Source organism: Ectothiorhodospira lacustris (assembly GCF_022227845.1).
Lineage (GTDB): Bacteria > Pseudomonadota > Gammaproteobacteria > Ectothiorhodospirales > Ectothiorhodospiraceae > Ectothiorhodospira > Ectothiorhodospira lacustris.
Genome location: NZ_JAJNQN010000012.1, coordinates 63,160 through 88,547, shown reverse-complemented (window position 1 = coordinate 88,547; position 25,388 = coordinate 63,160). Strand labels below are relative to the sequence as shown.

23 protein-coding genes and 1 tRNA gene are annotated in these 25,388 nt (G+C 63.9%); 4 read left to right on the top strand and 20 right to left on the bottom strand.

Translation table 11 applies throughout. The features are described 5' to 3' along the window. Window positions 1-33 precede the first annotated feature (33 nt). Window positions 34-1,422: a pyridoxal phosphate-dependent decarboxylase family protein gene (locus tag LQ956_RS10150; RefSeq protein WP_238629467.1), complete on the top strand. Its 1,389-nt coding sequence runs from the start codon at window positions 34-36 to the stop codon at window positions 1,420-1,422. Window positions 1,423-1,446: 24 nt separating this feature from the next. On the opposite strand, the gene LQ956_RS10145 is transcribed toward LQ956_RS10150, so the two are convergent. Then, window positions 1,447-5,439 carry an EAL domain-containing protein gene (locus LQ956_RS10145; RefSeq protein WP_238629466.1) on the bottom strand — a complete coding sequence of 1,331 codons (3,993 nt, stop codon included), beginning with the start codon at window positions 5,437-5,439 and terminating at the stop codon, window positions 1,447-1,449. Between the two features lie 176 nt (window positions 5,440-5,615). On the opposite strand from LQ956_RS10145, the gene LQ956_RS10140 reads away from it, so the two are divergent. Together LQ956_RS10140 and LQ956_RS10135 are read left to right on the top strand one after the other, a co-directional pair. Further along, on the top strand, window positions 5,616-7,505 hold the full coding sequence (locus tag LQ956_RS10140; RefSeq protein ID WP_238629465.1) for an AMP-dependent synthetase/ligase: 1,890 nt from the start codon (window positions 5,616-5,618) through the stop codon (window positions 7,503-7,505). Between the two features lie 397 nt (window positions 7,506-7,902). After that, window positions 7,903-8,598 carry a helix-turn-helix domain-containing protein gene (locus LQ956_RS10135; RefSeq protein ID WP_238629464.1) on the top strand — a complete coding sequence of 232 codons (696 nt, stop codon included), beginning with the start codon at window positions 7,903-7,905 and terminating at the stop codon, window positions 8,596-8,598. Between the two features lie 76 nt (window positions 8,599-8,674). Here the strand turns inward: LQ956_RS10135 and ybaK are convergent, their stop codons facing one another. Next, complete coding sequence (ybaK, locus tag LQ956_RS10130; RefSeq protein ID WP_238622238.1) at window positions 8,675-9,142, bottom strand: Cys-tRNA(Pro) deacylase; 468 nt, start codon at window positions 9,140-9,142, stop codon at window positions 8,675-8,677. 101 nt (window positions 9,143-9,243) lie between these two features. Here ybaK and LQ956_RS10125 point away from each other — a divergent pair, with 101 nt between their 5' ends. Next, a complete protein-coding gene (locus LQ956_RS10125; protein ID WP_238622207.1) occupies window positions 9,244-10,044 on the top strand; it encodes an inositol monophosphatase family protein in 801 nt (266 codons plus the stop codon). Here LQ956_RS10125 and LQ956_RS10120 read toward each other — a convergent pair. The 18 genes from LQ956_RS10120 to LQ956_RS10035 all read right to left on the bottom strand — a co-directional run bounded on the left by LQ956_RS10120 (window position 10,031) and on the right by LQ956_RS10035 (window position 25,377). After that, on the bottom strand, window positions 10,031-10,621 hold the full coding sequence (locus LQ956_RS10120; RefSeq protein WP_238622206.1) for an NADPH-dependent FMN reductase: 591 nt from the start codon (window positions 10,619-10,621) through the stop codon (window positions 10,031-10,033). The two genes, LQ956_RS10125 and LQ956_RS10120, sit on opposite strands and share 14 nt — an antisense overlap. A gap of 1,008 nt (window positions 10,622-11,629) precedes the next feature. Then, a tRNA-Lys gene (locus tag LQ956_RS10115) sits at window positions 11,630-11,705 on the bottom strand. A 151-nt stretch (window positions 11,706-11,856) separates the two neighbouring features. Further along, window positions 11,857-13,125 carry a YeeE/YedE family protein gene (locus LQ956_RS10110; RefSeq protein ID WP_238629463.1) on the bottom strand — a complete coding sequence of 423 codons (1,269 nt, stop codon included), beginning with the start codon at window positions 13,123-13,125 and terminating at the stop codon, window positions 11,857-11,859. A gap of 200 nt (window positions 13,126-13,325) precedes the next feature. Further along, the gene (gene queC / locus LQ956_RS10105) at window positions 13,326-13,997 is read right to left on the bottom strand and encodes a 7-cyano-7-deazaguanine synthase QueC (protein ID WP_238622302.1); all 672 of its coding nucleotides are present in this window, start codon (window positions 13,995-13,997) and stop codon (window positions 13,326-13,328) included. Between the two features lie 190 nt (window positions 13,998-14,187). Continuing rightward, a complete protein-coding gene (gene queE / locus LQ956_RS10100; RefSeq protein ID WP_238622301.1) occupies window positions 14,188-14,838 on the bottom strand; it encodes a 7-carboxy-7-deazaguanine synthase QueE in 651 nt (216 codons plus the stop codon). Further along, entirely contained in the window at window positions 14,835-15,665 is an 831-nt protein-coding gene (gene ybgF / locus LQ956_RS10095) for a tol-pal system protein YbgF (protein ID WP_238622300.1), read from the bottom strand. Before ybgF ends, queE begins: the two co-directional genes overlap by 4 nt. 8 nt (window positions 15,666-15,673) lie before the next feature. After that, the gene (gene pal / locus LQ956_RS10090) at window positions 15,674-16,249 is read right to left on the bottom strand and encodes a peptidoglycan-associated lipoprotein Pal (RefSeq protein WP_238622299.1); all 576 of its coding nucleotides are present in this window, start codon (window positions 16,247-16,249) and stop codon (window positions 15,674-15,676) included. Between the two features lie 89 nt (window positions 16,250-16,338). Continuing rightward, the gene (gene tolB / locus LQ956_RS10085; RefSeq protein WP_238622298.1) at window positions 16,339-17,631 is read right to left on the bottom strand and encodes a Tol-Pal system beta propeller repeat protein TolB; all 1,293 of its coding nucleotides are present in this window, start codon (window positions 17,629-17,631) and stop codon (window positions 16,339-16,341) included. A gap of 23 nt (window positions 17,632-17,654) precedes the next feature. Next, on the bottom strand, window positions 17,655-18,671 hold the full coding sequence (gene tolA / locus LQ956_RS10080) for a cell envelope integrity protein TolA (protein ID WP_238629462.1): 1,017 nt from the start codon (window positions 18,669-18,671) through the stop codon (window positions 17,655-17,657). 4 nt (window positions 18,672-18,675) lie between these two features. Continuing rightward, window positions 18,676-19,131, bottom strand: a complete 456-nt coding sequence (gene tolR, locus LQ956_RS10075; RefSeq protein WP_238622296.1) for a protein TolR — start codon at window positions 19,129-19,131, stop codon at window positions 18,676-18,678. Window positions 19,132-19,180: 49 nt separating this feature from the next. Further along, window positions 19,181-19,882, bottom strand: a complete 702-nt coding sequence (gene tolQ, locus LQ956_RS10070; RefSeq protein ID WP_238622295.1) for a protein TolQ — start codon at window positions 19,880-19,882, stop codon at window positions 19,181-19,183. Further along, window positions 19,879-20,310 carry a tol-pal system-associated acyl-CoA thioesterase gene (ybgC, locus tag LQ956_RS10065; protein WP_238629461.1) on the bottom strand — a complete coding sequence of 144 codons (432 nt, stop codon included), beginning with the start codon at window positions 20,308-20,310 and terminating at the stop codon, window positions 19,879-19,881. The genes tolQ and ybgC overlap by 4 nt, the downstream gene beginning before the upstream one ends. Before the next feature lie 36 nt (window positions 20,311-20,346). Further along, window positions 20,347-21,429, bottom strand: a complete 1,083-nt coding sequence (ruvB, locus tag LQ956_RS10060) for a Holliday junction branch migration DNA helicase RuvB (RefSeq protein WP_238622293.1) — start codon at window positions 21,427-21,429, stop codon at window positions 20,347-20,349. A gap of 9 nt (window positions 21,430-21,438) precedes the next feature. Beyond that, complete coding sequence (gene ruvA / locus LQ956_RS10055) at window positions 21,439-22,047, bottom strand: Holliday junction branch migration protein RuvA (protein ID WP_238622292.1); 609 nt, start codon at window positions 22,045-22,047, stop codon at window positions 21,439-21,441. Next, a complete protein-coding gene (gene ruvC / locus LQ956_RS10050) occupies window positions 22,044-22,562 on the bottom strand; it encodes a crossover junction endodeoxyribonuclease RuvC (protein ID WP_238629460.1) in 519 nt (172 codons plus the stop codon). Before ruvC ends, ruvA begins: the two co-directional genes overlap by 4 nt. Then, window positions 22,559-23,305 (bottom strand): YebC/PmpR family DNA-binding transcriptional regulator, encoded by a 747-nt coding sequence (locus tag LQ956_RS10045; protein ID WP_238629459.1) that lies wholly within the window; start codon window positions 23,303-23,305, stop codon window positions 22,559-22,561. Before LQ956_RS10045 ends, ruvC begins: the two co-directional genes overlap by 4 nt. Window positions 23,306-23,397: 92 nt before the next feature. Beyond that, window positions 23,398-24,732: a BamA/TamA family outer membrane protein gene (locus LQ956_RS10040; RefSeq protein ID WP_238629458.1), complete on the bottom strand. Its 1,335-nt coding sequence runs from the start codon at window positions 24,730-24,732 to the stop codon at window positions 23,398-23,400. A 45-nt stretch (window positions 24,733-24,777) separates the two neighbouring features. After that, on the bottom strand, window positions 24,778-25,377 hold the full coding sequence (locus tag LQ956_RS10035; protein WP_238622288.1) for a DedA family protein: 600 nt from the start codon (window positions 25,375-25,377) through the stop codon (window positions 24,778-24,780). Between the last annotated feature and the right edge of the window lie 11 nt (window positions 25,378-25,388).

The window sequence follows — 25,388 nt, the reverse complement described above, 5'->3', positions numbered from 1 at the left end:
AACGCTCCCGTTCCCCTGCCCCCGGAGTCCCCGATGAACCACGACGATCTTCGCCACTGGTCAAAACGCGCCGCCGACTGGACCCATGAATACCATACCAGCCTGCGCGACCGTCCGGTGCGGGCGCAGACACGGCCCGGCGACATTGCCGCCCACCTGCCCGAGGCCGCCCCGGAACAGCCCGAGCCCATGGCAACGATCTTTGAAGACTTCGCCCGGATCGTGCCCGATGGCATGACCCACTGGCAGCACCCCCGCTTCTTCGCCTACTTCCCCGGCAACGCCGCGCCGGCCTCCATGCTGGCGGAGCAGCTGGCCAACAGCATGGCCGCCCAGGCCATGCTTTGGCAAACCTCCCCCGCCGCCACGGAGATGGAAACCGTGATGATCGGCTGGCTGCGCGACGCCCTGGGACTGGCGCCCCACTTCACCGGCACCATCCACGACACCGCCACCATCGCCACCCTCTCGGCGGTGCTCACCATGCGGGAACGGGCCCTGTCCTGGACCGGCAACACCCAAGGGCTCACGGACCAGCCCCGCCTGCGCGTCTATGCCTCCACCCAGGTCCATTCATCCATCGACAAGGCGATCCGCATCGCCGGCATCGGCCAGGACAACCTGGTCAGGATCCCCACCGATGAGCACCATGCCATGGATACCGCGGCCCTGGACGCCGCCATCCGCGCCGATCTGGCCGCCGGTTACCGGCCAGCCGGGGTGATCCTCTGCGTGGGTGGCACCGGCATTGGTGCCTGCGATCGGCTTCAGGACGCCATCCCGGTGGCCAGGAGCCACGGCCTGACCACCCACGTGGACGCCGCCTGGGCCGGATCGGCCATGATCTGCCCGGAGTTCCGTGGCCTCTGGGCAGGCATTGATGGTGCCGACAGCATCGTCTTCAATCCCCACAAATGGCTCGGCATACAGATGGACTGCTCCATCCAGCTTCTGGCCGACCCCGTCCCCCAGGTCCGCACCCTGGGTCTGCGTCCCGATTACCTGGAAACCCTGGGACAGTCGGAGATCACCAACTACAACGAGTGGACGGTCCCCCTGGGGCGTCGCTTCCGGGCCCTGAAGATCTGGTTCACCCTCCGCGCCTACGGCCTGGAAGGCCTGCGCCGACGCATCCGCAACCACGTCGCCTGGTCTCAGGAACTGGCCGCCGCCATGGCCGCACTGCCGGGTGTGGAGATCATCACCCCCCCTAACCTGTCCCTGTTCAGCTTTGCCCTCAAGGCCGGCGATGTCGCCACCGAGGTACTGCTCACCCGCATCAATGACGATGGCCGAGTCTACCTCACCCAGACCCGGCATCAAGACCGCTTCGTCATACGGGTACAGGTCGGGCAGTTCGACTGCACCCGAGAAGACGTCATGACGGTACACCAAGTAACCAGGGAACTGCTTTCCGGGTAAGTATCCGGCACCGCTCAGCCCGGCTCAATCCAGATATTCATCCAGTGCCTTGAACAGGGCATCCCTCAGGGCAGTGAGTTCATCCAGACGGCGGCAGGCGGCCTGAGCGTCGCCCCGCGCATGCAACTGGTAGAGCACCCCGGCCAGCTCATGGATCTGCCGATGCAGCCGGTCCACGGTATCGAACCCCGGGCATGGCTGAAGGCCGGACTGATCCATCCAGCGGCTGAAGATGGACTGATCATGAACCGGATGGGGCAACTCGCGACCGCCCGCCCTCAGGGCATCTGCCAGCTCCTGAATCCAGGCACGATGCTCCACCTGGGCATACAGCAATGGCAGATATTGACGGTTCAGGCGTCGCAGTCCGGCCCAGCGGGGGCTGGGTTGCCATTGCCGAACCCACCCCGGCAAGGACGCCGCCGGCATCGGCCTGGCAATACCGTAGCCCTGACCCAGCTCACAGCCGATCCGCAGCAGCATGTCGCCATGGCAGAGGGTCTCCACCCCTTCCGCAATCACCACGCGACCAAACGCACCCGCCAGCCCCAGCACTCCGTCCAGGATGGCCAGGTCATCCGGGTCTTCCAGGATATCCCGCACAAAGCTCTGGTCCACCTTGACCACGCCCGCCGGCAGTCGCTTCAGGTAGGTCAGTGAGGAGTACCCGGTGCCGAAATCGTCCAGGGCGATACTCACCCCGATGGCCCGGCATTCTTCCAGCAGGCGAGAGACCTGGACCAGATCGCCCAAGGTGCTGGTCTCCAGTACCTCCAGCTCCAGATGATCCGGCGGCAGCTGGGGATACCTTGCCAGCAGTGCCTTGAGACGGGCCGTGAAGTCACTCTGACGTAGCTGTCTGGCACCAATGTTGACGCTCACCGGCATCCCAAGACCCTCCGCCTGCCAGTAAGCAGCCTGTCTCAGCGCGGTATCAATCACCCATTCGCCAACGGCAACACCCAGAGAATGCTCTTCGATCTCGGGCAGAAAATAGGCGGGGGACAGCAACCCCCGTTCCGGATGCTGCCAGCGAATCAGCGCCTCGGCACCAATGATCTCACCGGTGCGCAGGTTGACCTTGGGCTGGTAATGAAGCACGAACTCATTACCCTCCAGGGCACCCCGGATACGCTCGATGCTTTCGTGCCGTGTGCGCAGGCTGCGATCCAGATCCGCATCAAACCGGTGGAAGCGATTCTTGCCGGCCACTTTGGCCTGATACATGGCCTGGTCCGCCTGCCGCAGGAGCTGGTCGGCTTCGATGGGCTCTTCCTGAGGGTAGAAGGCCACTCCCAGGCTGGCTGACACCTGGAGCACATGACCTTCGATCCGGATGCCGCGGGAAGCGGCATCCAGCAGGCGCAACAGCAGAGGCGTACCGGCATCCGGGGCCGGCAGGTCGAGCAACACCGCCACGAACTCATCGCCCCCCAGACGTGAGAGGGTGTCACCATCGCGCAATGACTCCTTCATGCGGCCGGCCAGCGCCATCAGAAACTGATCCCCCACGGAGTGACCAAACCGGTCATTGACGGCCTTGAAACCGTCCAGGTCCAGATACACCACGGCAATGTGCAGACCGCGGCGCTGGGCCTGACTCATGGCCTGATGCAGACGATCAGCCAGCAGGACCCGATTAGGCAGGTTGGTCAACGCATCATAGTGGGCGATGCGCTCCAGTTGCATTTCATGTTCCTTGAGTGTGGTGATGTCGGTGGAGATGCCCAGCAGACCAACAACAATCCGCGCTTCCGTCTCATCATGAATCGGGGTCTTGATCTCCAGATAAGTCCTGTTGCGACCCTGGCTGTCCTCCAGTTCCACTTCCTCGCTGGTCTGTTCGCCCTGCAACACCCGTCGGTCGATCTGCCGCAGACGGCGTACCGAAACAGAGGGAAAGAAATCGCTGTCCTCGGCGCCAATCAGCGCCTCCGTGGAACAGTTGAACAGCCTCAGGGTTGCCCGATTGGCATAGATATAGCGGTAATGAACGTCTTTCATGTAGATGTATGAAGAAACGTGATCCAGCGCCTCGCGAAAACGGCGGTTCTCGGCATGGGCGCGGCACAGCGCCAGTTCGGACTGCTTGCGCTCGGTAATATCAGTGATGACGCCATACCAGCTGATGGCCCCATCTTCGGCGCGATGGGGAAGCGCATCGCCGAATAGCCAGCGTATGGTCCCATCCCTGAACCGTGACCGATATTCCTGTTGCCACGGAGACAGGTCCTCGGCCGAGCGATTGATCGAGGCAACGAACTCCCGGCGATCCTCCGGATGCACGGCCTTGAGTGCCGACCGGGCGTTCTCCCTGATCGCTTCCGGCGCCAGCCCGTAAAGCTGACGAATACCCTCGCTCACATAGGGGAAAAAGGCACGACCACCGGGATATAGCCTGAACTCGAACACCAGGCCGGGAACACGGGCGGCAATGGTCTGGAACTGGTCCAGTAGACTTTCACGGGCGGCTTCCAGGGCCTTACGCCGGGAAATGTCCGTGCTGGTCCCGATCATGCGCACGGGGCGGCCGTCCGGAGCGCGACTGACCACGACGCCCCGTTCCATCAGCCATTTCCAGCGACCGTCCTTGCACTGCATCCGGTGCTCGTCACTGTACACGGCAGCCTCACCGCCCAGGCAACCGTGCAGGGCATCCAGGGCCCGCGACCTGTCATCCGGGTGCAGACGATCTTGCCACTCATCCACAGAGACGCCGATATCTTCCGCATTGAACCCGAGGATGTGTTTCCAGCGCCCCGAGTAAAACACCGAACCATCATCCAGGTTCCAGTCCCATAGCCCTGCGCCGGAGCCCTCAATGGCAAAACGCCAACGGAACTCGCTCTCCTCGAGCTGAGCCTCCCTTGCCTTGATCTCTTCGGTAAGCTGATCCGCCAGACGGATGGCACGAGTACGGGTCGTGGCCATGGACAGGATCAACGCCGACAGCAGACCGGAAAGGCTCAGGCCTGCGGCTAAGGTCGTCCAGGCCATGCCGTATGGGATACCGGCGTCCGGGGCCGGTTCATCGAACACCAGTAACCAGCGGCGGTCATTGAAACTGATGGTCCGCTTCTGGAGCAACGGGCCTGATGGGGCGAACGCCGCACCATGATTACTGAACAGCAGGTGTCGAGAATCGGCTTCCAGGCCATCGTAGACTTGCAGGGCGATACCTCGCCCATTCAACCGCCCCCAGTCCTGAAGAATCCGGCCCATCCAGTCATTCATCAGAAACGGACTGAACGTCCAGCCCACGAGAGCGGCGCGACGCTGCGCCACCGTGTCGACCGAAGCCCCCTGCAGATAGACCGGCATGGCCATGAGGATCGTGTGCTGCGCATCGCCCGTGGCCTCCCGCAACATATCGATCTTGCCGGTCAGGGTGGACAGACCGCTGTCCCGGGCGTGGATCAGGGCGGCCTGTATCGCCTCGTCCGTCAGCAGATCCATGCCCAGGACCTGCAGACCCAAGGTATCGAAGGGCTCCAGATAGAGCACGGGGACATAGGCCTCCCTGGCCCCGCGGGGATGCACGGTGTAATGCGGAAATCCGGCCCGCAGCTCGGCCACATGGCCTTCCAGCAGTTCCGGACGGATCAGCGGCGCAAAACCGAAGTGCTGCGCATCGGAGATGATGTCGGACACCCGCAGCTTCCGGATGAAGGACCGCCACTCATCACGGGTGACATCATCGGAAGACTCGAACAACCCGGCACCGCCACGCAGGACCAGGGTATGGGCATTGAGGCGTTCCTGGACCTTGATGGTCAACTGATCACTGGTGAAGGCAAAACCGGCGATGGCATCCCGCTCGGTGGCACGGCGCACCTGATCGGCGACCAGTACCGAAAGCAGGACGCCGATGACCAGCGTAATGATCGCAAGCCTTGGTTGAACAACCCAGCGTTTGAGCAACATGTCAGCGGCCCAGGTGTTGGGCAGCGTCAGCGTCTGCCGCGGAGTGCCCAGCATACCTGGATGGACGCGGTTGCGGGAGGCCGCTTGCGCCATACGCCACCGACCATGAATGGGATACGTGCGAACCGGTCATTGAATGGCCTGCATCATTGTTTTTAATGGGATCTCTGGCATAGATTGCCCCCTTGCCCACCACGTCTGATTTGCCGCGACGCAACATCTTTCGCGTCCGTGCCGGTCAGGGATCAATGCCAAAAGTGAACCCATCCATGCTGCACGCGCCGACCCTGTTTCACACCTTCCTCAACAGCTGTGAACACTTCAACGGCCGCCTGGCCTTCATCTACCGGGTGGGCGAGGAGGAATTCCGGGTCACCTATGAAAAATTCTTCGAGGACGTGCTGCTGCTGGCGCGGGCCTTCAAGGCCGGCAAGATCCGGCGGGGCGACAAGGTCTTTCTGCTGTCCGACAACCGCTACGCCTGGATCGTCACCGACATGGCGCTGCAGGCCCTGGGCGCGGTGAGCGTGCCCCGCGGTTGCGATACCCCCGCTGGCGAGATCGAGTACATCATCAACCACTCCGGCGCCGAATTCGTGATCGTGGAAACGGATGCGGTCTACGAAGCCCACCAGGACCTGTTGCACAGCCTCAAGCCCCGGGGCGTGTTCGTGATGGTGGGGGCGGAAAAGCATACCTGGTTCCACAAGGTGGTGTCCTACACCGAGATCCTGGCTGACCGCACCATCGAACCCCGGGACATCGAGTGGTTCAAGGGGCTGGCGGAGCACATCCAGCCTGAAGAATTGCTGACCATCATCTATACCTCGGGCACCACCGGCACGCCCAAGGGGGTCATGCTCACCCACAGCAACATCATGCACAACATCCGCACCCTGCCGCCGCTCATCGCGCTCGATGAGACGGATGTCTGGGTATCGATCCTGCCCTCCTGGCACATCTTCGAGCGGACCGCCGAATACATCGGCATCGCCCGCGGCAGTTGCCTGGTCTATTCCTCGATCCGGACCTTTGCCCAGGACCTGGAGACCTACCGGCCCACTCTGGTGGCCACCGTACCCCGTGTGTGGGAGGCCCTGCACACCCGGATCACCACCGAACTGAAGAAAAAGGATCCGAAAAAGGCCAGGATCTTCAGTCTGCTGGTCCGGGTATCCGCCGCCTACCGGCGCAATCAGCGCATCCTGAGGGACCAGTTGCCGGTATTTGCCAAGCCCCCCGTCCTGCGACAGGCCGGGGACAAGACTCGGGCGGCACTGACCAACGTCCTGCTGTTCCTGCCCAACCTGTTGGCACGCAAGAAATTCCGCTTGGTCCAGGAGAAGTTCGGGGGCCGCCTCAAGGCCGCCATCAGCGGCGGCGGCAGCCTGCCGCCCTATCTGGACGAATGGATCGACGCCATCGGCATCCGCATCATCAATGCCTACGGCATGACCGAGTGTTCACCGGGCATTGCCGGTCGCGGCCTGGAATGCAATGTGTTCGGCACCCTGGGTCCGGCGGTGGGCGAAACGGAACTGCGCATCGTGGACGCCACCGATCAACCGCTCCCCCCCGGCACCGAAGGGGAAATCCAGGTGCGGGGCGCCCAGGTATTCAAGGGCTATTACGACAACGACATCGCCAATGCGCAGGCCTTCACCAACGACGGCTTCCTGCGCACCGGTGATCTGGGGCGCATGACCCTGACCGGAGAACTGGTCATCACCGGACGGGCCAAGGACATCATCGTCCTGGCCAGCGGCGAGAACGTGGACCCGACCAACATTGAGGCCACCCTGTCCATGTTCCCCTTCGTCAAGGACGCCGTGCTGGTGGGGCAGGACAAGAAAGGACTGGGCGCCCTCATCGTGCCCGACATGGAGAAGCTGCGGGAGTTTGTCCAGGAAAAGTACAACCAAATCGTGGGAGAAGCCGACGAGGCCCTCAAGGACAAACATCTGCTGGATCGCCTCCGCGGTGAGATGAACAAGCTGCTCCACCCCCGCAAGGGCTTCAGGCCCCACGAGAAGCTGCACAGCATCTACTTCCTGGACAAGGAGTTCACTCCGGGAGAGGAAATCACCAGCACCTTCAAGAAAAAGCGTCATGTGATCGAAAGAAAGTACAGCGACATCATCAACCGCCAACTCAAGTGACGGCCTGCCGCACACCGGATCAACTCCCCCTACCATCCCCCCCGCCCAAGCGGGGGAGATCTGTTCAGAGCCCCCCTGGCCGTCTGATCACGCCGCAGAATCGGCGTTTCCCCATTCCTGCCCTTTCGGTCGGTCCCATCCCGCCCCGCGAATGACGACCCGCCTGGCACGCATCGTGCTAAAAAATCATACCTCCAGTGTTTGCAGGCCCAAGTGCCCTTGATACGCACGGAATCAGTGCAGCCCCGATAGCCGCTCCAGCCTGTTCCGGCATCGTTTCCCGTGTTCGGAACTTCGGAGCCGTGGCGACCCGATCCGACAGTGAGCCCGTAACATAATGAAAAACCATACAAAAAAAAGCGTTTATCAGCAACAACCCGCATCGGAAGACAGGCTGATGCACACGCTTGGCCATGCCGCACCAAGGATGATCATGGCCAAGCCGGAAAACCCGACGGATCAGGGGGTTCCGGACGATGCGGCCTACCGTGCTCTGTTTAGCGCAAGCCCGGCGGCCTTGTTGTTGCTGGAACCGGATGACATGCGGGTACTGGACGCCAGTCATGGGGCCTGCGCCCTGCTGGGGCGGCCGATTCAGGACGTAGTGGGCATAAAGCCGACACACTGGGCTCCCGGCCGGCCCCGGCAGTTGGTCCGCATGGTGGAGCAAGCCGTGACTGAAGGCCAGGCTGGTACGCAGGCGTTGGAGATCGGCTTGGTCGATGGCGCGCTGCTTGAAGTGAATTGCTCCATTCGCGCCGTGACGGTGCAAAAGCGGAAACTGCTGCTGGTAGCCCTGGGTGAAGCGTCTGAGCCTCGCGAGAAACGTACCGAGGCCACGGCGGCTGCGGAGGAAGCGCAGAAGACACACCCCGTGCTCACGGAAGCGGAGCGCCGGGAACGGGACCGGCAGAACATCATCGCCGCCCTGGAGGCCTGTCACGGGAAGGTGTTTGGCCGAAGCGGCGCGGCCGAGTTGCTGGGCATTCCGGCCACCACCCTGGCCTCCCGAATCAAGGCAATGGGAATTACCCAGGTGCGCCAGCGCAAAAGCACTCACAAGGGAAAGCGGTGCCTCAAGGCGACTGCATGAGCAGCCATACCACGACCGAGGGGTCTCAAGCGGTATCAGGATTGGATGTGAACGGGTCTCGCCCGCCCGGAAGCCGCTACTGGCACAGAGGAAAAAACCGGGCCTGAGTCAGCCGCGCCAGGTCCCGGGGAGACAGTTCGATCTGTAGGCCCCGGCGACCGGCGCTCACGAACATCGTGGGAAAACCCTGGGCTGAGTCGTCGATATAGGTTGTCAGGCGCCTTCTCTGGCCCAGGGGGCTGACACCGCCCAGGACATAACCAGTGGTACGCTCCACCAGGGCCTTGTCCGCCATGGCGGCCTTCTTGGCCCCGGCGGCCCGGGCGATGCCTTTCATGTTGAGCATGGAGGAGACGGGCACCACGGCCACGGCTAACCCTGCGCCGTCCAGGCTCACCACCAGGGTCTTGAAGACCCGGCCTTCCGGCAGGCCCAGCTTTTGCGCCGCCTCCCTGCCATAGGCGGCGCTGGATGGATCGTGGTCATATTCGTGCACCGTGTGCGCAACCCCTGCCCTTTTCACCTGCTGGACGCCGGGCGTCATCATTTTCCTCCCCACTCATGCCAGACTACACTCACCACCATGGATCGGAAGCATACAGTAGCCCAGCCAGAGCCGACCGTCCCAGGAGCAACGCGACCGACATGTCCCTGACCATCGATCCCGAAGCCGTCATCCAGGCCGTCCGCAGCCAGGTGAGCCGGGCCCTGGAGGCACAAACACCCGCCGCCACGCGCAAGAGTGACGGCTCCTGGGTGACCCAAGTAGACCTGGACATTCAGCACGGCCTGCAATCCTGGCTGGGACGGCACTACCCCGAGACCGGATTTCTGGGGGAGGAGATGTCCCCGGATCGCCAACAGGCTGCCCTGGCCGAGGATCGTCCGGTCTGGGTACTGGACCCGCTGGACGGCACCAGCAACTTCAGAATGGGCCTGCCGGCCTACGCCACCAGCCTGGCCCTGCTGGAACGCGGCCAACCGGTCTTTGGCCTAGTCCATGACCCCTGCCGCAACGAGACCTTTTCCGCCCGACGAGGCGCCGGCGCGCAACTCAACGGTGCCCCCATGAAGCTGGCCCCCGACGATGCCCCACCCCTGTGCGAGGCCCTGGCGGGCGTGGACTTCAAACGTCTGCCCAAGGCACTGGCCACCCGGCTGGCCAATGCCCCGCCCTACGCCTCCCAGCGCTCCATCGGCTCCATTGCCCTGGAGTGGTGCTGGGTGGCCACCGGACGCTTTGCCGTCTATGTGCACGGCCGGCAGGGCCTGTGGGACTACGCCGCCGGCCAGCTCATCCTGAGCGAGGCAGGCGGCCACTTTGCCACCCTGACGGGACCGGCATCCGACACCCTGGACCTGCGCCCCCGCTCCGCGGTATGTGCAGCAAGCCCCGACCTGATGCGGGAATGGCAAGCCTGGCTGAGGCTGATCAGCTCGCCTTGACGGCCATGGCCACACGCACCACCGCGGCGCCCACACCCTCCACCGCCTTGCGAACGCCCTCGTCCCTGAGCTCACCGGCGTCCGTGAACGCCTTGTCCGCCTGGCCCACCCCCATCTGCTCCGGCACCACCAGGAAACCCAGATTGGCCAGGTACTGGCGGGTATGCTGCAAGGAACGGATACCACCCAAACCACCGGGGGATGCGGCAGCGATGCCGGCAGGCTTGCCCCACACACAAGCGGTGCCCGGCCGGCCGGAGCCGTCCGGCAGCGGACGAGACACCCAGTCCAGGGCGTTCTTGAGCAGGGGGGTGAAGAAGCCGTTGTATTCGGGGGAAGCCAGCAGCAGGCCGTCATGATCGGCGAACAACTGCTGCAACTGGGCGGCATTGTCGGGCAACCCCTGGGTGTCTTCCAGGTCGCCGTCATAGAGGGGCAAGGGGTAGTCGCCCAGACTCACCACCCGGACCTCGGCCCCCGCCGCCTCGGCACCGCGCACCATCACGGCCAGCACCTTGCGGTTCAGGGAATCCCGGCGGGCACTGCCGGACAGGGCAAGCAGACATGGCTTGGGCATGGAAATCCTCCGTTATCGTGCATTCTGTTCGAGTGAATGGTTCAAAGACGATTTCTACACTATAGTGAGGTCAAGGCACGGAGCAAATCCAAAAAATCATGCGATTGACCCAGGAAAACCACGAAACACTGGCTGCCTTCCGAGTCCGTTTCAGTGATTTTCAAGAGCACCTTGGCAAAACCATGCGTGCTGTCGCCATTGAAGAAGACCTAAATCCGTGAAGAGCTTCCGGAGAATTTGATTATTTTGCTTTAAAAACAAAGAGATGCATAAGAAAATAAGCGCATTCCATTGCACCAGCTGGGTGAACCCACATGCCCCGCCAAGCGCCGCGCCTGGAACAGTCCCCTCGCCGCACCCTCACTGCCCATGCGGGCTTGGTCTTGATGGGAGAAGCCATCAGTCCTGCGCGGACCGCAAGGGACCTCTGGGGATTGTCATTGCGGGTATTTGCCCATGAGCGCCAGTCGACGGGGTTCATGCCGAGAAGGGCGCTGTTCCCGAGGATGGCGCCTCGGGATGACTTGGGGGTGGTGAAAGTCCCTTACATAACTGATAAAGGGAAGTGATAGCCCGGACAAAAATGTATCCCTCGGAGCGGAAGAACTAACCTGAGGGCGGCCACAGTAAAATCTCCAATGCCCCCTTATTTACAAAAAAGAGCATTCTGTTCTGTGAAGTAACAGACTGCCGGCGTCGCGTGCAGTCCGTACCGGGCACAGCCCGGTCCACGACCCTCCAGCCATTAGCCATTAGCCGCTAAGCGGCATCTACAGACTCGGGACCGTGTGTGCGTTTGGCAAAGCATTTTCTTCGCTCTGCGAGGAAAATCACAAAATGCCACGCAAAAAAGCACCTGAAAGCCCATCAACCATAGGGGCACAGGGGCAGTAACAGATCGATACGGATCGCGGCAGCGCGATGGCCGCTTAGGTGCCACAGCGACGCCCGGCACCATAATCCTGAAATCATCGGGAGCGGGAGGGTGGCGTAAGCGCCTGATTTAAATGGTGGGTCGTGTAGGATTCGAACCTACGACCAAGAGATTAAAAGTCTCCTGCTCTACCAACTGAGCTAACGACCCACTGGGAGGGATGTTCCAGGGTTTTGGTTACCCCTGGAAAGGGCAGGTATCTTACTGGATTTTCCGGGAAGTGCAAGTTTTTTTGCAGGAAAGGTCACCCCCCTCATCCCCCGCCCTTCTCCCCTTTGGGGAGAAGGGCGGAAAATAACGGCTACATGGCCTCCAGCTTTCTGAGTCGGGCGGGCAGCAGGCGCAGGTCCACCAAGCCGGTGACAAAGGCCTTGAAGAAGGTGGCTTCGTCTTCGTAGAGCATCTTGTAGTACTGGATCTTCATGGTCATGGCTGCGCCCAGGACGATGGCGCCGAAGGTGAGAAAACCGCCCAGGGCCAGGGTGGAGATGGCGGTGATGCCCTGGCCGATGGTGCAGCCCATGGCCAGGACACCGCCGAAGGCCATCAGGATGGCGCCGATGACGTGGTTGAAGAAGTCCCTCAGGGAGGCAAACCATTCCACCCGGAAGGCGCCTGAGACCATGGCCCAGAACAGGGAACCCACGATCACCCCCACCAGGGCGATAACGCCGATGTATAGCAGGGTGGCGTCGAAACCACTGCCCGCATAGCGCAGGGTCTGCCCCATGGGATTAATGAAGGTGAAGGACTGGGCGGCCCAGGGGGCCGCCTCGCCGGGGCGTCCGCCCGGATCATCGGCCAGGAAGTCCCAGTCCTGGACATAGCTTTGCAGGCTGTGCCGACCGTCCATGCCGTCGTCGATCTGTACCGTGCTGGTAACGTACCAGGCCCCGACGATCACCAGCCCCACCACGAGGCCGCCGAGGATGTTGTCGAAGCTGCCTCGGAAGTCCGCCTTGCGGAAGATCAGAAACAGGGCCGCCGCGCCGATCACAAGACCGATGATGAGTCGCGCCATCGCCCCATGTTCGTTGCCGGCCACGAGGGAGCCCAGGTCCTGTTGGGACGACAGGCTGATACTCAGGGGATTGGTCCAGGGGTAGAACAGCAGGGAATAGAGGGTGTGGGCGGTACCCGGGAACGGATTGATCATGAAGTAGGCGATCACGGCGATGATCAGCAGCACCATGATGGACTTGATGTTGCCGCCGCCAACCCGTACCAGGGTCTTGTTGCCGCAGCCGCTGGCCAGGGTCATGCCGATGCCGAACATCAGGCCGCCCAACAGGTGCTCCACCCAGGCGAACTGAGGTGAACGGTAGGGAGGAAAGGCCCCATCCGCGCTGATGAGGCCGAAGGCCTCGAACAGGATCACCCCCAGCATGGCGACGGTTATGGCCAGGAACCAGGATTTCATGCGCCCGGTGTCCCCCATGTTCACCCAGTCGGAGACGGCACCCATGGTGCAGAAGTTGGTCTTGTTGGCCACCGCGCCGAGGATGAAGGCCAGCACGAAGATGGAGGCCAGCACGGCGGCGGCGGCGGTGGGAAAGCTCTCGAACAGCATGGATCTCCTCCTGGGGCCCCGGGGCCGGCTGCCAGCCGGCGGCTAGGCTTGCCTTGGGTGCAGGTCGGTCTTGTTCCGAATCGGACCGCCGACTTGATTCTTGTCATGTCGGCGTCATTGTGCAACAGGCCGCTGACCGGGACATTCAGTGTTTTGTATGTCCGGATCAGTTTTCCTGGTGTAGAAGCCGTCGGGCATGTTCAGGGGCGGTAGCGGGTGACGTCGGGGATGCCGGCGTCGGCGAAGCCCTTGGCCCGCAGGCGGCAGGCATCGCAGGTGCCGCAGGCGCGTCCCTCGGCATCGGCGCTGTAGCAGGAGACGGTGCGGGAGAAGTCCACGCCCGCGGCTACGCCCCGGCGGATGATCTCGGCCTTGCTCAGGTCGATGAGGGGGGTGCGGATGCGGATGCGATCCCCTTCCACGCCGGCCTTGGTGGCCAGGTTGGCCATGGTCTCGAAGGCCTGGATGAACTCGGGGCGGCAGTCCGGATAGCCGGAATAATCCACCGCGTTGACGCCGATGAACAGGTCCCGGGCCTTGAGCACCTCCGCCCAGGCCAGGGCCACGGCGAGAAACACGGTGTTGCGGGCCGGGACATAGGTGACGGGGATACCGTCGGAGAGCTGGTCCGGGACTTGGATGGTGTCGTCCGTGAGGGCGGAACCACCGAACAGGCCCAGGTTCAGGTCCACCACCCGGTGATCCGTCGCGCCCAGGCTGCGGGCCAGTTCCGCCGCTGCCGTCAGTTCGGCGCTGTGACGCTGGCCGTAGCGGAAGCTGAGACAGTGGCAGGCAAAACCATCGGCCTTGGCCAGGGCCAGGACGGTGGCCGAGTCCATGCCGCCGGAGAGTAGGACGACTGCGTTTTTCATGGTTACTCCGAGAGACTGGATTCCCGCTTTCGCGGGAATGACGGGGTTGGGTTGGTATCGTCACTCCCGCGAAGGCGGGAGTCCAGGGGGGGCCTCGCTGGATTCCTGCTTTCGCGGGAATGACGGGGCCAATTATCGGGAATCACCGGGTTAATTATCGGGGATGGCGGACTCCGGGGGGGGGGCGCTTTCATCGACCCCGGGCGTCATCCCAGAGCCATTTGTGGAGCTGGATCTGGAAACGGACCGGTAGGCGGTCCGCCAGGATCCATTCGGCCAGGTCGCGGGGCGATAGACGATCGTGTACGGGGGAGAACAGGATCTCCGCCCGGGACGCCAGGTCGTGGGTCTGCATTACCTCCCGTGCCCACTCGTAGTCGGCCCGGTCGCAGAGGACGAACTTGATCTGGTCCGCCGAACCCAGGCATTGCAGATTCTCCCAGCGGTTGCGCCCGGACTCCCCGGAGGCCGGTGTCTTGAGGTCCATGACCTTGATGACACGAGGGTCCACCGGGGCAAGATCCAGCGCCCCACTGGTCTCAAGAGACACCTCGTGGCCGGCATCACACAGGGCGGTGAGCAGGGGCAGACAGTCCGGCTGGGCCAGGGGCTCGCCGCCGGTCACACAGACATGGTGAACACCGTACCCGGCCACCTGCGCCAGGATCTGCGTCAGGGTCATCCAGGAGCCGCCGGTGAAGGCATAGGCGGTATCGCAATAACCGCAGCGCAGGGGACAGCCGGTCAGACGTACGAAGACCGTGGGCCAGCCCACGCTGCGGGACTCCCCCTGCAGGGAGAGAAAGATCTCGGTGATGCGCAATCGACCTACCACGGTCACGAACGCCCTGCCTCGTTCATGCGCTGCAGCCGCTGTTCCGCCAGCCGGGCCACCGAGCTGCTGGGGTTCTGATCCCGAACCTGGGTGAGTACACGCCGGGCCTCGGCCCATTGCTCCAGCTCATAGTGGGTGAAGCCCTGCTTGAGCAGGGCGTCACTCCCCTTGTTGCTGCCCGGATAGCGTTCGTTCACCAGCTTGAACTCCGCCAGGGCGCGGGGAAAATCACGGGTCACATAGTAGGCCTCGGCAATCCAGTACTGGGCATTGGATGCCAGGTTGCCATTGGGAAAACGCTCCAGGAAGCCGCGAAAGGCGGTGATCGACGGCTCATACCGACCTTGCCTGAGCAGCTCGAAAGCGGCCTGATAGGCCGCCTGCTCCGACGCGGGATCGCTGTCGGTGCCGACGATCACTTCGCCGAAGGCCGCCCCATCGCCCTGATCCACGGCAGCGGCAGCCCCATCCGGCAATGTGGCGGGCGCCGCCCCGGAGGCGGGTGCAGGCGCGGAAGATCCGCCCCGCTCCAGGTTTTCCAGGCGTCCGTCCACGTCCAGGTACAGGTCACGTTGACGGGCCCGCAGCCCCTCCAGCTCATGGCGCAGGGTTTCGGATTCACCCCGCAGCTCCCTCACATCCCGGTCCATGGCGTCCACCCGCTGCATCAATTCCATCAGGGCCTCGCTTTCCAGCAGCCGTTCCAGACGCTCCAGGCGAACGTCCAGTTGCTGCATGCGCTCCTCCAGAGCCGCGGCCTGGGCGCGGCTCTGGGCCTGAACGGGGGACAACGGCGCTGCCAGCAGCGCCGTTACGACCAGAACAGCGGTCATCGATCCCTTCATCTGCGGTGCCCCTCATAGATCAATTCCACCCGGCGGTTCTGCTGCCAGGCCTGTTCACTGCTGCCCATGGCGGCGGGCATCTCTTCACCATAGCTGATCACCTGGATCTGGTCACCGGACGCCCCCTGCAGCAGCAGCATGCGACGCACAGAATGGGCACGGCGCTCGCCCAGGCCAAGGTTGTATTCGCGAGTGCCGCGCTCATCGGTATGACCTTCAAGACGGATGCGGGTCTGTGAATTGCGGGCCAGATAGGCACCATGAGCCGCCACCACGTCGACGAAGTCGGCACGGACATCGTCACGGTCGAATTCGAAATAGATTACTCGCTGGGACAGAGGGCTGGAGGGATCGGACAGGGCATCGGCCGTCAGGCGGCCATCGCGGCCCAGGGGGGTGGTTTCACCCGGGTAGCGGTCGCCCGGGGCGCGGCCATCGTCATGGACATCACCCACCAGCACCGGATCGGTGGTTGCAGTCTTGTCCACCGAGGCACAGGCGCCCAGGGTCAGGAGAACGATGGCCATCAGGACGAACAGCAGGGAACGACTAATGACATGGGAACTGCGCATTGAGGTAATCCTCGGGGTATCGGTTAGGTTGTTAAATGCCTTGATCCCGGAGGATCAAGGGGTACTGCATCTGAACTTCGGTGCTCGATTTACTCACGAAACGGCGACCAGGCGGGTTCTCGAACCTCGCCCTCCTGCAACACCAGACGCTGGTGGACGCGGCCGTCTTCGCTGACCGCCGCCAGAATACCCCGGCCGCGCTCGGAGGTCGCGTAGATGATCATGCTGCCATTGGGGGCAAAACTCGGAGCCTCATCGGCACGGCCATCGGTCAACACCCGGAACAGGCGGGTCTGGCGGTCCAGTATGGCGATGCGAAAACCACCGCCGGCACCATGCACCATCGCCACGCGACGCCCATCCGGGGAAATGCTGGCGCCGCCGTTGTAACGTCCTTCAAAGCTCAGGCGCCGGGGCTGGCCGCCGGTGACCGGCACTTCATAGAGCTGGGGCTGACCCGCCCGGTCCGAGGTGAAGACCAAAGAGCGGCCATCGGGCATCCAGGCCGGTTCGGTGTCGATGGACCGGCTTTGGGTGACGCGGGTGACCGAGCGGTCAGCGAGATTCATCACATAGACGTCGGGAGCCCCGTCCCTGGACAGGGTCAGTGCCAAACGCCGGCCGTCCGGGGACCAGGCCGGGGCACTGTTGATGCCCTCGAAGGCAGCCAGACGGGTACGATCCCCGCCGTCCACGTTCTGCACGAAGACCTCGGAACGGCCGTTCTCGAAGGACACATAGGCAATCCGGCGACCATCCGGGGCCCAGGCCGGGGACAGGATGGGCTGGGCGGAGCGGAAGATGGTGCGCGGATGATGACCATCCGCATCGGCCACCTGCAGGGCAAAGCGGCGCTCACCGCCCTGCCCAGTGACGCTCACATAGGCCACCCGGGTATCGAAAGCCCCCCGCTCACCGGTCAGGCGCTCGTAGATGATGTCGCTGATCATGTGGGCGGCCCGGCGCAGGTCGGCCCGTTCCACTGGGATGTTGTAGCCGGTGAGCTGGCGCCCACCGGCGACGTCGAAGAGCTGGAACTGGACGGAAAAACGGTCGGCTCCGGTGGATTGCAGACGGCCGATGACCACGTAATTGCTGCCCTGACCGCGCCAGGCGGGGAAGTCCAGCTCATCGGCCCGGGTGGGCCGCTGGGGCATGGTCTGCCGATCCACCGGGGCAAAACGCCCGCTGCGGTGGAGATTGGCACCGATGATGGTGGCCAGGTCTTCGGGGACCTGGGCTTCGCCCTGCCAGCCGAAAGGCACGATGGCGATGGGCATGGCCCCTTCCACGCCCTGGGTGATGCGGATCTCCAGGGCGGCCTGTCCCGCCAGGGGCAGACAGAGCAGCAGCAAAAAGATGACGTGTCGGATCTGAATCATGACCGGTATCTCATGGCCCCCGTTCAGGCGGGCTCGAAGGTGAATCGGATCTCGCGGGCAAAGACATCGGGGCTGGGCGGACTTGGCAAAGGCTCGGCCAGGCGCACCGCCCGTTCCACGGAGTCGCAGAAGGCCCGATCGCCCGAGCATTGTTCCACCCGGACTTCGTGGAGGTAGCCCCCCGGGGCCTGGCGAATGAAGACCACGGCACGGTAACCGGACTGATGACCGGCCGAACGGTGCCAGCGGCTTTCCACGGCGGCGCGGATGGCGGCCATGTATTCATTTTGTTGGCCCTGCCGGACGGCGGCCTGACGCCGGGCGGCCTCTTCCGCCTGCTGGCGGCGCTGTTCGGCGGCCGCTGCCTCTTGCCGACGGCGCTCCTCGGCGGCCCGTTCTTCCGCCAGACGCTGTTGGCGCGCCTCTTCGGCCTTGCGCTGTTCTTCCGCTTTGCGCTGTTCATCGGCACGGCGCTGCTCTTCCGCCTTGCGCTGTTCATCGGCACGGCGCTGTTCTTCCGCCTTGCGCTGTTCATCGGCACGGCGCTGCTCTTCCGCCTTGCGCTGTTCATCGGCACGGCGCTGTTCTTCCGCCTTGCGCTGTTCATCGGCACGGCGCTGGCGTTCCGCCTCCTGCTGTCGAGTCTCTTCCTGGCGACGGGCCGCTTCAGCCCGCTGCTGTTCTTCGGCGCGCCGTTGTTCCGCCGCCTGGCGGACCTGTTCCTGGCGTTGGCGCTCGGCCTCCGCCTGACGTTGCCGTTCTTCCTGTTCTCGCCGCAAGGCCTCCTGGCGCTGGCGTTCCGCCTCCGCCCGGGCTCGCTGCTCGGTATCCCGCTGCTGCTGTTCGATGCGGTCGAAGGTGCGACCATCCACCGCCACCGCCTCGATGACCTCCACGGCGGCATCCGGATTGGCCTGCAGAGCGCCGGCCTCGTCCCGGGACTTGAAATGAATATTCAGTCCCAGCAACACGAACAGCAAAAGGTGGATACCGAGGATGCCCCCGAACAGACCATAATGTCGGCGCAGCAGGGACCACATGGCATCAGCGGTCCCTGGCCGAGACATCGGGGGGGTCGGTGATCAGTCCCACCCGCTGGGCACCGGCGGACTGGACGCTGACCATGGCATCCACCACTTGACCGTAGTCCACGAAGCGGTCCCCCCGCACGTAGACCTGGGTCTGCGGATGCTGCCCCAGCAGGCCGGCCACGATCTCACGCAATGTCTCCCGGTCCAGGGGGACACCCACCTGGGGCCCCTGATTAAGGCTCAGCTGCCCGTCGCGGGTGACGGTGACCACAATGGCCTCCCGTTGGCTGGTTTCATCCTGCAGCGGCTGGGCATCCGCCTCCGGCAGGTCCACCTCCACGCCCTGCTGCAGCAAGGGTGCGGTGACCATGAAGATGATCAGCAGCACCAGCATCACGTCGATGAAAGGCACCACGTTGATCTGGGACATGGAGCGACGACGCCCCGTGCGACGGGAGGCTACCGCCATGGCGGCGGCCCCCAGGCGATCGCGTCAACAGAATTTGGGGCGCGCAAGTTCATGCCTCGACCTCGTCCCGTTCGCGACCGCCCATCTGACGCTGCAGCAGGGTGGCCAATTCCTCGGAGAAGTTGTCGTAACGGGCCATGAGACGGTCGATATCCGAGGAAAAGCTGTTGTAGGCAATCACTGCCGGGATGGCGGCAAACAAGCCCAGGGCCGTGGCGATCAGCGCCTCGGCAATGCCGGGGGCCACCATGGCCAGGGTGGCCTGCTGGGCCCCGGACAGCCCCATGAAGGCATGCATGATGCCCCATACCGTGCCGAACAGGCCGATATACGGGCTGGTGGAACCCACCGTGGCCAAGGCGTTCAGGTACGACTCCAGCCCATCCCCTTCCCGGGAGATGGCCACCCGCATGGAACGCTCAGTGCCGCCGGTCACCAAGACCCCGACCGTGGGATCCCTCAGCTGCTTGCGCCCGCGCAGGAATTCCTTGAATCCAGCGGCAAACACGTGCTCCAACCCGGAGACCTCCGTCTTGCGCCGGATGCCGTCATACAGGTGGGTCAAATCCACGCCGGACCAGAAACGCTCCTCGAACTCGTCCGCCACCCGGCGGGCCTCCCGCAGCACCCGCCACTTGAGGACAATGATCATCCACGAGAACACCGAGGCCAGCACCAGGATCAGCATCACCAACTGGACGATGAGGCTGGCGTCCAGGATCAGGCGGTACAGGGAAAGATCGACACTCACTGCTCAGGGTCTCCGGCGGTCATGGCGTCCACAATCAGGTCAGGGAGGGGGCGAGGGGCAAATTTCCCGGCATCGAGACAGGCTATCTTGACCTCGCCGTGGTTCAACAGTTCCGGTGTCTCGGTCTCATAACGGCGCCAGATCTCATGCCGGATCACCAGGCTGGCCCGGCGCCGATCCGTGACCCGGGCGGTGACATGCAGCAGGTCGTCAAGCACTGCCGGGCGCAGATACTCCAGGGAGGCGGCGCGTACGGCAAAGATCACCCCCTGCTCCTGCCGCAGCCGTTCCTGGCTGATCCCCAGGTGGCGCAGCCATTCGGTGCGGGCACGTTCCATGTACTTGAGGTAGTTGGCATAGAACACCACGCCGCCGGCATCGGTGTCTTCGTAGTAGGCGCGGACAGGCCAGACAAAAGCGGGGCTCATGGTGGGGGATGGGGGTGTGTCAGGCACGGAGATCGGTCACAGTTTGGGGTTTTCAGGGCTTGAATCCGTCACCGTAGCGGCGGATTCAAACAGATCCGGCAGGGCGACCCGGGCCTCCAGGGCCGAGGGCACTCGCAGACCAAAGTGCCGGTAGGCGTTGCTGGTGGCCATGCGGCCGCGGGTGGTGCGCATGAGAAAGCCCTGCTGAATCAGATAGGGCTCAATCACATCTTCGATCGTCCCTCGTTCCTCCCCCAGGGCTGCCGCCAAACTGTCCAGCCCCACCGGGCCGCCATCGAATTTCTCGATCACCGACAGCAGCAGCCGCCGGTCCTGGGCATCAAAACCATGGGCGTCCACATCCAGCAGGTTCAGGGCACGATCCGCCACCTGGGCGCTGATAATGCCATTAGCCTTGATCTGCGCATAGTCCCTGACGCGCCGCAGCAGACGATTGGCAATTCGGGGGGTACCACGGGCACGGCGGGCGATCTCCACGGCCCCCTCCCCGTCCAGCTCCGCCCCCAGGATACGGGCGGAACGGCGCACGATATGGGCCAGATCCTCGTTGGAATAGAACTCCAGGCGCTGGACAATGCCGAAGCGGTCCCGCAGGGGTGAGGTGAGCAGACCAGCGCGGGTGGTGGCGCCCACCAGGGTGAACGGAGGCAGGTCCAGCTTGATGGAGCGGGCCGCCGGGCCTTCACCGATCATGATGTCCAGCTGGAAGTCTTCCAGGGCCGGGTACAGCACCTCCTCCACCACTGGGGAGAGCCGGTGGATCTCGTCCACAAACAGCACATCATGGGGCTCCAGGTTGGTCAGCAGGGCCGCCAGGTCGCCAGGGCGTTCCAGCACCGGGCCGGAGGTCTGGCGCATGTTCACCCCCAGTTCCTGGGCGATGATATGGGACAGGGTGGTCTTGCCCAGCCCCGGCGGACCGAAGATCAGCACATGGTCCAGGGCCTCGCCGCGGGCGCGAGCGGCGGAGATGAAGATCTCCATCTGTTCCCGGGCCACCGGCTGACCCACGTAGTCCGCCAGACGCTGGGGACGGATGGAGCGTTCCAGGGTTTCATCGTCGGGGGCGGTGTCGGCACTGATGATGCGCTCGGACATGTCACATTACTACTTGTTGAGGGTGGACTTGAGGGCCAGCCGGATCAGCTCTTCGCTGGTACGGGCCTCATCCTCCACCAGACTGACCAGGCGGCTGGCCTCCTGAGGCTTGTAACCCAGGGAGATGAGGGCCGCCACCGCGTCGGAGACCGGGTCCGCCGGACGCGGCGTCGAGACGCCGCCGGTCATGCCGGGCAGGATGGCCCCCTCTCCCAGTGCCGCCACCCGGTCGCGCATCTCGATCACCAACCGCTCCGCCGTCTTGCGACCGATACCCGGCAGGCGGGTGAGCTGGGTGATGTCGTTGTCCATGACGCAGCGGCTGAAGGCCTCGGTGGTCATGCCCGAGAGGATGGCCAGGGCCATCTTGGCACCGACACCGCTCACCCGGATCAGGCTACGGAACAGGGCCCGCTCCCGCGCACCGGCAAAACCATAGAGGACATGGGCATCCTCGCGCACATGCAGATGGGTGTGCAAGGTCACCTCGGCCCCTTCCGCCGGCAGGTCATAGAAGGTGGATAGGGGGGCCTCCAGCTCATAGCCCACGCCCTGCACATCCAGCATCAGGTGGGGGGGCTGCTTGTGGATCAGCACACCACGCAGTCTTCCGATCATCGGGATCTCCTCACATACCCCGCCGGCAGGCGGGACAAGGTGGCCTGGGTATGGGCGTGGCACAGGGCCACCGCCAGGGCATCGGCGGCATCGGCGGCGGGCCGGGCGGCCAGCCCCAGAATCATGGTGACCATGTGCTGCATCTGGGTCTTGTCGGCGGCACCGGTCCCAACCACCGCCTGCTTGATGGATCGGGGGGCATACTCGGCCACGGCCAGCCCGCCCTGCACCGCCGCGCAGATGGCCGCCCCCCGCGCCTGCCCCAACTTGAGGGCAGAGGCGGCGTTGCGGGAGACGAAGACCTGTTCAATAGCCATCACCTGGGGCTGGTGGCGGGCCACCAGCTCGGCGACCGCGACCAGGATATGGCCCAGACGGGCCGGCAGGTCCTCGCCCCTGACACGGATGCAACCGCTGTCCACATGGGTACTGCGACGGCCATCGGTATCGACGATGCCGTAGCCGGTGACCACCGAGCCCGGGTCGATCCCCAGGATGCGTATGGGTGCCGTCACAGGGCCTGCATGACCTCATCGGGGAAGTCGGCATTGGTGTAGACGTTCTGCACATCGTCCAGGTCGTCCAGCATGTCCAGCAGCTTGAGCAGGGCCTTGGCCGTGTCCGTGTCCGCCACGCTGCTGCCGGTGGCGGCACGCATGGTCACCTCGCTGCGCTCGGGCTTGAGCCCCCCTCCGGTCATGGACTCACGCACGGCGTCATAGTCTTCGGGGCTGGTCAGCACGTCGATGGACCCGTCGTCGTTCACCAGGATATCGTTGGCGCCGGCCTCCAGGGCGGCTTCCATGACCTGCTCCTCATCGCTGTCGGCGGGATAGCTGAGAATGCCGGTCTTCTCGAACAGATAGGCCACGGAGCCGTCGGTACCCAGGTTGCCGCCGCACTTGCTGAAGGCATGACGCACTTCGGAGACGGTGCGGTTGCGGTTGTCGGTCATGCAATCCACCATGATGGCGACACCACCGGGCCCGTAGCCTTCGTAGCGCAGTTCCTCGTAGTTGACCCCTTCCAGCTCACCGGCGCCCCGTTTGGTGGCACGATCGATGGTGTCCTTGGTCATGTTGGCATCCAGGGCCTTGTCCACCGCCAGTCGCAGCCGGGGGTTGGTGGCTGGATCGGACCCGCCCATGCGGGCCGCCACGGTGATTTCCTTGATGAGCTTGGTGAAGAGCTTGCCGCGCTTGGCGTCCTGGGCATTCTTGCGATGCTGGATATTCGCCCACTTACTATGTCCGGCCATGTGATGTCTCGTTGTCTGGTTCGATCAGAAAAGGCGGGGCGAAAAGGATACTGGAATAGCGGCACCGATGCACCGCACCGCGCCTGGCCCGCTCAGAAGGTATGACTGGTGCCCGCATAGACCCGGGTCTCGCCGGTGGTGAAGGCATAGGCGTAGTCCAAGCGCAGGTGGGTCCGCACGAACCAGCGCAGGTTGATTCGCATCCCCAAACCTGCACTGCCATGGACATCCGCCAGGTCGATGTCATCCCGCTCCCAGACCCCCCCCAGGTCCATGAAGCCCACGCCGCGCACGGCGGTATTGCCCATGATCGGCTTGAGGTACTCCATGTTCAGCAGCATGAACACATCCCCTTCCCGGTAATCCCGGGGATATCCGCGCAGATTGCCCCCGCCCCCCAGGGCATAGGCCTCGTCGCCGAAGGGTGTGCCGCTGGCGATACCAAAGCGGGCCTGATAGTTCAGGTTGGCGGACAGGGGGGCATCGCGCCAGGGACGGTAGGCGCGATAGAACAGATCCAGCCGCTGATGGGATCGTCCTGCCCCGAGGACATCGCTGCCCCAGGAAAAACGCGCCCCGTAGGCAACACCCTCCCGCCTCACGCCCAGGTCATTGACCTCAGAAAAGGTCAGACTGCCCGACCAGCTCACGTCTTCACCATCCCGGGGAATGGTCGCGCCCTCTTCCAGGGCACGATAGCGCCGGCCGTCCCAGGCGATCCCCAGACCCGCTCGCCAGCCGGCACTGGGGCCACGGCGATCCAGCCAGCGACTGATGGAGAGACCCACCTGGCGGGCATCTTCCCGGTGTGGGCCGTATTCGCCGTCGTCGGATTCGGACTCCAGGGTGTACTGATCCTTGAAGGAGATGTTCAGCCCCCAGGCGGTCCAGGGCAGACGGGGGATGTCATAGTCCACGCTCAGGGTGCGGGACTCTTCTTCCGTAGTGTCACTGCCGGCGTCTTCCCACTCGGCCAGGATGCGCAGCTCCTGGTTGAGTCCGAGCAGGTTGTCGACGCGCAACTCGCCGCCAAAGCGCAGATCTCCGTCGGAGGTCCGGCTCAGTCGAGGCAGGGGAAAGAGATAGTATTTTTCCTCCAGCACGTAGGTCACCCGGATCTCTCCGGCTTCCTCATCCGTCCTGGCCGTCACGGTCTTGAACAGTCCCAGGTTCATGATGGCCTGCCGGTCACGCTCCAGTTGGCGGGCATCCAGGACATCCCCCGCCCTGAGCACCGTTTCCTGCAGCAGCACGGATTCCCGGGTGATACGCCGACCTTCAAAGCGAATATCCGAGATCAGCAACCCCTGATGGACACGGGGCGCCGCCGGGGTGTCATCGGGGGACTCGACTGCCCAGGCCGCGCCGCTCAGCATGACCAGCAGGATACAGAGCCCGACTCCAATACGTCCCAGCATCTCGATCATTCAGTCCCGCCCTCATCAGTACCTCCACCCGTCACCCGTCACCCGTCACCCGTCACGCCAGGTTTCTCCCAGACGCCTGGCGACAAAAATGGCCACTACCGCCAACACTAGCACGACGACCAGAGAACCATAGAAACCCAGGTAGGGTTCCAACAGGTTCCACTTGGCACCCAGGACATAGCCGGTCAGGGCCAGCACGGTATTCCAGGCAAAGGTACCCAGGAAGGTCAGGCCCACGAAACGGGCCAGGGGCATGGGCAGCAGGCCGGCCGGGATGGACACCAGGCTGCGCACGGTGGGAATCAGACGCCCGCCGGCCACGATCCAGTTGCCGTGGCGACCGTAGATCTCCAACACCCCGTCCAGGTCCGATTCCCGCATCAGCAGCCAGCGGCCGCGTCGCTGCAGCATGCCGCGCACCCGGGTCTCCCCCACCCGGCGCACCATCAGATAGATCAGGGTGGAACCCAGGGTCCCGCCCAGACTCCCCGCCAGTACCGCCCACCAGAGCCCCACCATCCCCTCGTGGGCCAGGAAGCCGGCAAAGGGCATGAGGGCCTCCGGGGCCAACACGATCAGGAACAGACCCAGGGCCCAGTAGCCATATGTCTGGATGGCATCAACCACCAGTTCGGTCAGTTCCATGGCGAGGACTC

What these genes read in the sequence shown, in the direction of transcription:
- queC (WP_238622302.1), bottom strand. Translation starts at nt 13,997, where the DNA reads ATGAAAAACGCAGTCGTCCTACTCTCCGGCGGCATGGACTCGGCCACC.
- ruvB (WP_238622293.1), bottom strand. Translation starts at nt 21,429, where the DNA reads ATGTCCGAGCGCATCATCAGTGCCGACACCGCCCCCGACGATGAAACC.
- ybgF (WP_238622300.1), bottom strand. Translation starts at nt 15,665, where the DNA reads ATGACCGCTGTTCTGGTCGTAACGGCGCTGCTGGCAGCGCCGTTGTCC.
- ruvA (WP_238622292.1), bottom strand. Translation starts at nt 22,047, where the DNA reads ATGATCGGAAGACTGCGTGGTGTGCTGATCCACAAGCAGCCCCCCCAC.
- LQ956_RS10110 (WP_238629463.1), bottom strand. Translation starts at nt 13,125, where the DNA reads ATGCTGTTCGAGAGCTTTCCCACCGCCGCCGCCGCCGTGCTGGCCTCC.
- tolA (WP_238629462.1), bottom strand. Translation starts at nt 18,671, where the DNA reads ATGTGGTCCCTGCTGCGCCGACATTATGGTCTGTTCGGGGGCATCCTC.
- LQ956_RS10135 (WP_238629464.1), top strand. Translation starts at nt 7,903, where the DNA reads ATGCACACGCTTGGCCATGCCGCACCAAGGATGATCATGGCCAAGCCG.
- tolB (WP_238622298.1), bottom strand. Translation starts at nt 17,631, where the DNA reads ATGATTCAGATCCGACACGTCATCTTTTTGCTGCTGCTCTGTCTGCCC.
- LQ956_RS10045 (WP_238629459.1), bottom strand. Translation starts at nt 23,305, where the DNA reads ATGGCCGGACATAGTAAGTGGGCGAATATCCAGCATCGCAAGAATGCC.
- LQ956_RS10040 (WP_238629458.1), bottom strand. Translation starts at nt 24,732, where the DNA reads ATGATCGAGATGCTGGGACGTATTGGAGTCGGGCTCTGTATCCTGCTG.
- LQ956_RS10125 (WP_238622207.1), top strand. Translation starts at nt 9,244, where the DNA reads ATGTCCCTGACCATCGATCCCGAAGCCGTCATCCAGGCCGTCCGCAGC.
- LQ956_RS10150 (WP_238629467.1), top strand. Translation starts at nt 34, where the DNA reads ATGAACCACGACGATCTTCGCCACTGGTCAAAACGCGCCGCCGACTGG.
- ybgC (WP_238629461.1), bottom strand. Translation starts at nt 20,310, where the DNA reads ATGAGCCCCGCTTTTGTCTGGCCTGTCCGCGCCTACTACGAAGACACC.
- tolR (WP_238622296.1), bottom strand. Translation starts at nt 19,131, where the DNA reads ATGGCGGTAGCCTCCCGTCGCACGGGGCGTCGTCGCTCCATGTCCCAG.
- LQ956_RS10035 (WP_238622288.1), bottom strand. Translation starts at nt 25,377, where the DNA reads ATGGAACTGACCGAACTGGTGGTTGATGCCATCCAGACATATGGCTAC.
- LQ956_RS10140 (WP_238629465.1), top strand. Translation starts at nt 5,616, where the DNA reads ATGCTGCACGCGCCGACCCTGTTTCACACCTTCCTCAACAGCTGTGAA.
- LQ956_RS10120 (WP_238622206.1), bottom strand. Translation starts at nt 10,621, where the DNA reads ATGCCCAAGCCATGTCTGCTTGCCCTGTCCGGCAGTGCCCGCCGGGAT.
- pal (WP_238622299.1), bottom strand. Translation starts at nt 16,249, where the DNA reads ATGCGCAGTTCCCATGTCATTAGTCGTTCCCTGCTGTTCGTCCTGATG.
- ybaK (WP_238622238.1), bottom strand. Translation starts at nt 9,142, where the DNA reads ATGACGCCCGGCGTCCAGCAGGTGAAAAGGGCAGGGGTTGCGCACACG.
- LQ956_RS10145 (WP_238629466.1), bottom strand. Translation starts at nt 5,439, where the DNA reads ATGGCGCAAGCGGCCTCCCGCAACCGCGTCCATCCAGGTATGCTGGGC.